General features: G+C 63.6%; 5 protein-coding genes. 1 reads left to right on the plus strand and 4 read right to left on the minus strand.

Translation table 11 applies throughout. The features are described 5' to 3' along the window. Nucleotides 1-440 precede the first annotated feature (440 nt). The 4 genes from QHC67_RS18335 to QHC67_RS18350 are packed head-to-tail and all read right to left on the minus strand — an operon-like array spanning nucleotide 441 to nucleotide 7,010. Nucleotides 441-1,166 carry a TetR/AcrR family transcriptional regulator gene (locus QHC67_RS18335; RefSeq protein ID WP_157704848.1) on the minus strand — a complete coding sequence of 242 codons (726 nt, stop codon included), beginning with the start codon at nucleotides 1,164-1,166 and terminating at the stop codon, nucleotides 441-443. A gap of 31 nt (nucleotides 1,167-1,197) precedes the next feature. Continuing rightward, the gene (locus QHC67_RS18340; protein WP_319296564.1) at nucleotides 1,198-2,667 is read right to left on the minus strand and encodes an efflux transporter outer membrane subunit; all 1,470 of its coding nucleotides are present in this window, start codon (nucleotides 2,665-2,667) and stop codon (nucleotides 1,198-1,200) included. A gap of 2 nt (nucleotides 2,668-2,669) precedes the next feature. Continuing rightward, nucleotides 2,670-5,852 carry an efflux RND transporter permease subunit gene (locus QHC67_RS18345; protein WP_319296566.1) on the minus strand — a complete coding sequence of 1,061 codons (3,183 nt, stop codon included), beginning with the start codon at nucleotides 5,850-5,852 and terminating at the stop codon, nucleotides 2,670-2,672. A gap of 6 nt (nucleotides 5,853-5,858) precedes the next feature. Beyond that, nucleotides 5,859-7,010: an efflux RND transporter periplasmic adaptor subunit gene (locus QHC67_RS18350; RefSeq protein ID WP_026002373.1), complete on the minus strand. Its 1,152-nt coding sequence runs from the start codon at nucleotides 7,008-7,010 to the stop codon at nucleotides 5,859-5,861. A 167-nt stretch (nucleotides 7,011-7,177) separates the two neighbouring features. Between QHC67_RS18350 and QHC67_RS18355 the strand changes: the two genes are divergently transcribed. Continuing rightward, a complete protein-coding gene (locus QHC67_RS18355; RefSeq protein WP_319296569.1) occupies nucleotides 7,178-7,741 on the plus strand; it encodes a helix-turn-helix domain-containing protein in 564 nt (187 codons plus the stop codon). Nucleotides 7,742-7,795: the final 54 nt, after the last annotated feature.

Raw genomic sequence — 7,795 nt, forward strand, 5'->3', positions numbered from 1 at the left:
CCATTTCGCAGCAGCCGCCTGATCGGCGCAGAGCGACAGCCTACCTCTGACTGCCGCCAATCTTTGCAACAGAGCCCGACGGCGCGTCTTGTGCCCAAGAGCGATGAGAAACGGCTCAAGCCAGCCCTCCAGATCCTCTTTCCATTCCGTATCCATCACCAGCCCTTTCGATAGCTGGCTCTCCATGAATCAGGGTTTTTGCCTTTTGGGAATCGCAAAAATACAAAACTGCCAAAGTAGTGCTAGGCGATGTTGACCCTTCTCAAAAAGAGGCCGACGTCACGCCGGCTAGAGTTGGGAGAGGATGCCTAAAAGGCATAAGAATGCTGCACCTGCGAAAACGGTTTTACAAGTGCAAATTTGCGGGAGCCATCCTGACGATGGTTTCCAGAACCATCGCAGACAACGAGTGCGATCGTCGATCGCCATGCGAGTCCATTTCAAACTGAGGGAGCTGTCTTGGAGGGGCTGAAAAGGCCCGTTTTTGCGCGGGAGCAGTTCGGTTCCCCCGAGAGGTTCGTTAGTGTCGCAAGGTGTCGGGTGATCCATCTCCCACGCTCTTGCGCAAGCTGATCATCGGCCGTGCCGGTAAGGAAGGCCATTTGCGTGTCGGCGACGACGATCGCAAAAAACATCTCGGCGAGAAAATCCTGTGCTTCCCCGGTGACACAGCGCAGATGCGGTCGGACGATCCGACGCGCCGCTTCCTTGACCCGCGATACGACCATTTGATAGATGTTGCCTATCTGGGGGTACTTTTGCCGCTCGGCGATGACCATACGCAATAGGCCGATTGCATCTTCGCTTTGGGCCAGATCGAGAAGCTTTTGCGTCGCCTCCTCGAGTGCCATGTCATCGGCACCCATCGCAAATGCATCGTCGAGGGTTTTCGAGAAGCGATCGGCTTCCTCTCTGACGATGGTTTCGAACAGTTCGAGCTTGCTGCCGAAGTAGATATAGAGAGTGCCTCGGGAGCCACCGATGCGCTCTATGATGTCGTCGATGGTGGTAGCGGCAAAGCCCTTCTCGTGGAAGAGGCCTCGGGCGGCATCGATCAGCCGGCTTCGACGAAATGTCCGATCCTTGGATCTGGGGGCGGCTTTGGGAAGTTCGCGCCGATGGCGACGTGTGTTGATTTCACTCGTCGATACTTGCTGTTCCTTCACCGGACTGCACTCCCAGTTGGTCAGCTGCGCGTCAAGGCGCACCGCTCGTGTCGATCTCTCCGTTCCTTGCCTCCCCATGCAGAGGCTCGTCCGCCAGTCCGCCGCCGAGTGAGCGGTATAGTTCCACCAGGTTGCTCGCCTGGGTCAGTCGGGTGGTGACCAGCGCCTGCTCGGCGCCATAGGCGGTGCGCTGGGCGTCGAGGGTGACGAGGAACGAATCCACCCCCGAACGGAACCGCGCGTCGGACAGCCTGGCGGCGACGCCGGCTGCCTCGGCGCGGGTGGTCTGGGCGCGGATCTGGTCGCCGATGCGGCCGCGCTGGGCAAGCGCGTCGGAGACTTCGCGAAAGGCGGTCTGCACGGCTTTTTCGTAAGTCGCGACGGCCACCTTCTGCGAAGCCCTGGCATATTCGAGATTGCCCGAACGGCGGCCGAAGTCGAACAGCGGCAGCGAGGCGCCGGGCGAGCCGGTGTAGGTATAGCTGCCGTCCTTGAACAGGCCCGACAGCGCGGTGCTCAGGGTGCCGAGCGTGCCCGTCAAAGAGATCGTGGGGAAGAACGCCGCGCGCGCCGCGCCGATGTTGGCGTTCTCGGCGATGAGCAGGTGCTCGGCCTGCAGCACGTCCGGACGGCGCAGAAGCACTTCGGACGATACGTCGCCGGGCAGCGCGTCGCGCGTCGTCGGCTCCTTGCCGAAGGCGTTGGGCAGCTGTTCGGCCGGGACCGTGGTGCCGACCAGCAGGTTGAGCGCGTTCTGGTCGCGCGCCACGCTCGTCTCCAGCGCGGCGATGTCGTTGACCGCGCCCTGGTAGCTGGTCTCGGCCTGGCGCACTTCCAGTTCCGAGCCGACGCCGACGCGGAATTGCTCGCGCGTCAGGCGCAGGGTTTCCTCGAAAGCCTTCGCCGTCTCGCGTGAGAGGCGCAGCTGCTCGGAGTCCGAGGCCATCGTCAGCCAGGCATTGGCGATCTCGGCGATGAGACTGATGCGCGCGGAACGCTGCGCCTCCTCGCTGGCGAAGTACTGCTCCTGCGCGGCGCGCGACAAGTTGCGCACGCGGCCGAACAGGTCCAGCTCGAAAGCCGAAAGGCCCACGGTCGCCTGGTAGACCTCGATGTCGGAACTACTCGAGCCGGCGCCGCCGCCCATGCTCGCGAGGTTATTGGTGTACGTCGCGGTGCCGGTGGCGTTGACGGTGGGCAGCCGGTCGGCGCGCTGGACGCGGTACTGCGCGCGCGCTTGCTGGACGTTGGCGGCGGCGATGCGCAAGTCGCGGTTGTTGGCGATGCCCGTCTCGATGACCTGCCGCAGGCGGTCGTCGAGGAAGAAGTCCCGCCAGCCGACGCGCGAGACGTCCTGCGCATCGGTGGGTGCGGCCGGGTAGACGCCGCCCTGGGGTAGCGCCACCGGCACCGCGCCGGCCGGCCGCTCGTACTTCGGGGCGAGGTTGCACCCGGCCAGCAGCGTGGTTCCGGCAAGCAGGATGAGGATCGACTTTTTCATGTTCAGCTTTCCTGCGGCTGCACGCGGCCAGCGTGAGGCTCTTCTGCGTCGGGATCGTGCGGCTTGCTGTCGGTCTGTCCGTGCTTGAACAGGCGGGCGACGATCACGAAGAACATCGGCACGAAGAAGATTGCGAAGATCGTGGCAGAGAGCATGCCGCCCACCACCGCGCGGCCGATCGCGTTCTGGCCGCCCGCGCCCGCGCCGGTCGAGACCGCCAGTGGCAGCACGCCGAACACGAAGGCGAGCGAGGTCATCAGGATCGGGCGGAGACGCAGCCGGGCCGCCTCCATCGCCGCGTCGAAGGCGTTCATCCCCGACTGTACCCGCTCCTCGGCGAATTCGACGATCAGGATCGCGTTCTTGGCCGAGACGCCGATCGTGGTGATCAGGCCGACTTGCAGGTAGATGTCGTTGTTGAGGCCCGTCAGCATCGCGGCGAGGACCGCGCCGATCACGCCGAGCGGCACGACCAGCATGACCGCGATCGGCACCGACCAGCTCTCATAGAGCGCCGCGAGGCACAGAAAGACGATGACCAGCGACAGGGCATAGACCATCGGTGCCTGGCCGCCGCTCAGGCGTTCCTCGTAAGACAGGCCGGTCCATTCCAGGCCAGTGCCCGGCGGCAGCTTGCCGTGCATCTCGGTGATGGCGTTCATCGCGTCGCCAGTGCTCAGGCCTTGGCCCGGCGCACCCTGCAGCTGCATGGCGGGCTTGCCGTTGTAGCGGCTCAGGATGACGGGCGCGGTCTTCCACGACAGGGTGGAGAAGGCCCTGAACGGCGCCATCTCGCCGCTCGTGCCGCGCACGTAGAGATTCTCGATGCCTTCGGGTGAGGAGCGATAGGCCTCGTCTGCCTGGATGTACACGCGCTTGGTGCGGCCGCGGTCGAGGAAATCGTTGACGTAGGCGCTGCCCCAGGCGCTGGAAATCTCGCTGTTGATCGCGCCCAGGTCGAGGCCGAGGGCGCCGGCCTTGTCCTGATCGATGTCCACCGCGAGCTGCGGAGCGTCGTCGAGAGTGACCGGGCGGACCTGCGCGACGCGCTTGTCGCCCGCCGCCATGCCCAGGAGCTGGTTGCGCGCGCCGAGCAGCTTTTCGTGCCCCATGTTGGTGTTGTCCACCAGCCACAAGTCGAAGCCGGTCGCATTGCCGAGTTCCTGCACTGCGGGCGGCATGAGGGCGAAGATCGTGGCGTCGCGATACTTGGGGAACACGCCCATTGCGCGACCCACGAGGGCCTGGGCCTTGTTCTCGGAGCTGCTGCGGTCCTTCCAGTCCTTGAGCTTGATGAAGGCCAGGCCGGCGTTCTGGCCCTGGCCGTTGAAGGAGAAGCCGCTGACCGTGAAGACCGAATCGACGGCTGCCTTCTCGTCTTTGAGGAAGTGGTCGCGCACCACGTCCAGCGCCTTTTGCGTGCGCGGCAAGGTGCCGCCCGGAGGAGCCTGGACCAACGCGAACATTGTACCCTGGTCTTCCTCGGGGAGGAAGCCGCCGGGCAGACGCATGAAGATCAGACCCATGGCCGCCACGATCATCAGATAGACGAAGCCCGAGCGCTTCCAACTGTTGGCGGTGCGACGCACGCCGCCCTCGTACTTGCGGGTACCACGATCGAACTTGTCGTTGAACCAGCGGAAGAAGCGGGCGAGCGGGCCGTTCCCTTCGCTCTTGCCGGGATCGTGGGGCTTGAGGATCGTGGCGCACAGCGCCGGGGTGAGGATCAGCGCGACCAGTACCGAAAGCGCCATCGACGAGACGATGGTGATCGAGAACTGGCGATAGATGACGCCGGTCGATCCGCCGAAGAAGGCCATCGGCAGGAACACGGCCGACAGCACCATGCCGATACCGATCAGCGCGCCGCTGATCTCGTCCATCGATTTTCGCGCCGCTTCCTTTGGCGACAGATGTTCTTCCTGGATCAGGCGTTCGACATTTTCGACGACCACGATCGCGTCATCGACGAGCAAGCCGATCGCCAGGACCATGCCGAACAGGGTCAGCGTGTTGATCGAGTACCCCAGCATCGACATCATGCCGAAGGTGCCGAGCAGCACGACCGGGACCGCGATGGTGGGAATGATCGTGGCGCGCCAGTTCTGCAGGAACAGGAACATGACGAGGAACACGAGCACGACCGCCTCGACCAGCGTGTGGATCACCTGCTCGACCGAAAGGCGGACGAACGGGGTCGTGTCGTAAGGGAAGGCGACCTTGACGTCCGAGGGCAAGCCCGTGGCGATTTTCTGCACTTCGGCTTTCACCGCGTCCACGGTGTCAAGCGCGTTGGCGCCTGATGCCAGCTTCACGCCGAAGCCCGATGCGGGCTTGCCGTTATACTGCGTATCGAAGCCGTAGATTTCGGCGCCGAGTTCCACCCGAGCCACGTCGCGCAGGCGCACGACGGCCCCGCCTTCGGTGGTGCGCAGGCGGATGTTGCCGAACTGCTCAGGCGTCTGCAGGCGCGACTGGACCGAGACGGTTGCGTTGAGCTGCTGTTCCTTGGACGCCGGCAACTGACCGATCTGACCGGCTGAAACCTGCGCGTTCTGCGCGGAGACGGCAGTGCTGACGTCGGCGATGGTGAGATTGTAGCTGCGCAGCTTGAGCGGATCGACCCAGATACGCATCGAGTACTGGGTGCCGAATATCTGTAGTTCGCCCACGCCGTTGATGCGACTGACCGGATCCTGGATCTGGCTGACGATGTAGTCCGAAAGGTCGTTGGCGGTGTGAGTGCCGTCCTCGGAATAGATCGCGGTGATGAGCAGGAAGCTGGCCGCCGACTTGGCGACGGTCACGCCCTGGCGCTGGACTTCCTGCGGGAGCAGGGCGGTCGCGGCCTGGAGCTTGTTCTGGACCTGGACCTGGGCGATGTCGGGATCGGTGCCCTGCTCGAAGGTAAGGGTGATCGTCACGCGCCCGGCAGACGAGGACTGCGCCGAGAAGTAGCGCAGGTTGTCGATGCCCTTGAGCTGCTGCTCGATGATCTGCGTGGTCGTGCGTTCGAGCGTCTCGGCGTCGGCGCCCGGATAAGTGGCGCTGATGGTGACGGTCGGTGGCGCGATCTCGGGGAACTGCGAGATCGGCAGGCTGCGGATGGCAATCGCGCCGGCCATCATCAGGACGATGGCGATGACCCATGCGAAGATGGGCCTGTCGATGAAATAGCGGGACATGGTCGGTTACTGCCCCCGCTGCGCAGGTCGCTGACCGGATTGGTCACTTCCCTGCTGGGCCGGCACCGCCTTGACTGCGATGCCGGGCCGCAACATTTGCGCACCATCCACGATTATCTTCTCCCCCGGCTTCAGCCCGCTGGTGACGAGCCAGCTGGTTCCGATCGTGCGCGGCGCGGTGATCTTGCGCATCTCCACCTTGTTTTCCGGACCGACGATGAGGACGGTAGGATTGCCCTTCTCGTCACGCGACACGGCGACCTGGGGCACGAGCAAACCGTTGCTCTTCGTGCCATCGACCAATTCGGCCCGTACGTACATTCCCGGAAGAAGCAGACCGCGCGGATTAGGGAACTGAGCGCGGATGATCTGGCTGCCAGTTGTGGGATCGACGGTGACGTCAGTGAACTTGAGCACGCCCTTTTCCGGATAAGTGCTGCCGTCCTCCAGCTTGAGCTTCACCTGCGCCGCGCCACTACCGCGCGATATGTCACCGGAAAGCAATTGCTGGCGCAGGCGCAGCACATCGGCGCTCGACTGCTGGATGTCCACGAAGATCGGATCCAACCGCTGGATCGTGGTGAGCGGGTCGGTTTGCGAAGCGGAGACGAGCGCGCCGATGGTGTATGTCGAGCGACCGATGCGGCCGGAGATCGGTGCGCGGATCGTGGTGCGCGCCAGGTCGATTTGCGCCGAGCGCAGCATCGCCTGCTGCGCTGACACGTCAGCCTCGGCCTGCTGCGCGCTGGTGACTGCGTTCTCCGCCTCCTGGCGCGAGATCGCGTTTATCTTGACCAGATCATTGTAGCGGCGGGCCAGAGCGGCTGTGGATGCGATTGAGGATCTGGCCCGCACGAGTGCGGCGCGCGCGTTCGCGACCTGTGCCTCGTAGGGAGCGGGATCGATCTGGTAAAGTGCCTGTCCCGCGCGCACCTGATCGCCTTCGGTGAACAGACGCTTGAGAATCAGGCCGTTGACCTGCGGGCGCACGTCGGAAGCTTCGAAAGCGCTGGTTCTCCCCGGAAGCTCGCTGCTGAGCGTCACGGTCTGCTCGCGGACGGTAACCACCCCCACCTCCGGCGGGCCGGCGACCCCCTGCTGCCCTCCTCCACCGCATGCAGTAATAAGTAGCGCGATGAATGGAGTGCATTTTTTCATAGAGCTTGCCCGTTGACCAAGTTATCACGAGAGCGAATGATCACTCACGATCAGCGGCTCTTTATTGCGCCGCAGCATCGAATGCAAGCTAGGGAGGTATGGTGGCAAAAAACAATTCGGTCGCAAGAGTGCGGGGACCCCGCTCTGCGGCGCGGCGGCAGCATATATTGGCCACGACCCGCGATCTCTTCGTCAAACGCGGATTCCATCAGACCGGGATGGCCCAAATCGCCAGTTCATCCGGCATCGCGGTGGGGCAGATCTATCGGGACTTTGCCAACAAGGAGGCGATCATTGCCGCCATCTGCGAAGCCGACCTTGCTGAATGGCTCGAGGAAGAGACGCTGGAGACGGCGGTCGCGGTGGGGGATCGCGAAGGTATCCTCGCCTGGATCGAGCGAATCGCCATCGATGAGCCATCGCATGAAAATCGCCGCATGATGTGCGAATTCGTGGCCACAGTGGGGTGTAACCCGATCATCGCCGAGATCAATCGCAAGGCGGATGTCCGGCTGCGCACCAGCCTGGGAGCGGCGCTGGCCTCTTTGGCGCCGGGCGCATCTCCACAGGACAGATCAACGGTGGTGGACTTCATCATCACCATGTCCTGGGGAATGGTAGCGGGGGCCGAGCTGTTTCCTTACCGAGACCACAAAATCTTGCGCCACTACATGGCGTCGCTGTTCCGCCGGGAACTCGCCGCAATGTGGGCTCTGTTGCAAAAATCGTGAAGCTTGAGCATGCTTGGCGGAGATTGGACGGACGGAACGATGACGGATTTCAAG

The organism is Sphingobium sp. (assembly GCF_033795625.1).
Lineage (GTDB): Bacteria > Pseudomonadota > Alphaproteobacteria > Sphingomonadales > Sphingomonadaceae > Sphingobium.

Coding starts and splice junctions, on each gene's coding strand:
- QHC67_RS18345 (WP_319296566.1), bottom strand. CDS start 5,852: ATGTCCCGCTATTTCATCGACAGGCCCATCTTCGCATGGGTCATCGCC.
- QHC67_RS18350 (WP_026002373.1), bottom strand. CDS start 7,010: ATGAAAAAATGCACTCCATTCATCGCGCTACTTATTACTGCATGCGGT.
- QHC67_RS18340 (WP_319296564.1), bottom strand. CDS start 2,667: ATGAAAAAGTCGATCCTCATCCTGCTTGCCGGAACCACGCTGCTGGCC.